1 protein-coding gene is annotated in these 780 nt (G+C 78.2%); it reads right to left on the bottom strand.

The features are described from left to right. A partial coding sequence (locus GTW08_RS23160) for a condensation domain-containing protein (RefSeq protein ID WP_161152526.1) occupies nucleotides 1-780 on the bottom strand: 780 nt, incomplete at both ends.

Raw genomic sequence — 780 nt, forward strand, 5'->3', positions numbered from 1 at the left:
GCCACCCGCGGTCCGGCCAGGACCGACCGCCACCGGCCGGTCTCGGCGACCCGCTGCGGGCGGGCGGCCTCGGCGGCGAGCATCGACGCCCAGGCGCGGTAGGACACCGGGACCGGCGGCGGCGACGGCTTGCGCCCCGCGTCCTGGGCGGCGACGGCACCGGCGAGATCGTCGAGCAGGATCCGCCACGACACCCAGTCCACGGCGACGTGGGCCACCACCAGCAACAGGCGGCCGGGGGCGTCCGGTCCGGCGTCGAACCAGACCGCCGACAGCATCGTGCCGGAGCCGGGGTCGAGCCGGTCGCGCGCGGCGAGTGCCTCCTCCCCCAGCTGCTCGCGCACCTGGTCGGCGGTGTTCGCCGCGCTGACCGGCACCTCCCGCAGCACCGGGCCGGGCACCGCGGCCGGGATCTCCAGGCCGTCGGCGGTGCGCCGGGCGCGGAGCATGCCGTGCGTGGCGAGCAGCGCGCCCAGGGCGCGGCGCAGCACCGGCCCGGTCAGCCCGGCCGGCGTGCGCACCAGCACCGACTGGTTGTAGCCGGGCGCGTGCGGGTCGACCTCGGTGAGCCAGTCCAGGATCGGGGTGGACCCGACCGGCCCGACGCCGTCGTCGTGGGTGTGGTCGTGCGCGACCGGCTCGGCGACGGTGGCCAGCCCGGCGACCGTGCGCTGCCGGAACACCTGGCGCGGGGTGAGCGCCAGCCCGGCCGCGCGGGCCGCGGACACCAGCCGGATCGCGATGATCGAGTCCCCGCCGAGGGCGAAGAAGTCGTCGTCG

The sequence above is a fragment of the Pseudonocardia sp. SID8383 genome, from assembly GCF_009864975.1.
Taxonomy (GTDB): domain Bacteria; phylum Actinomycetota; class Actinomycetes; order Mycobacteriales; family Pseudonocardiaceae; genus Pseudonocardia; species Pseudonocardia alni.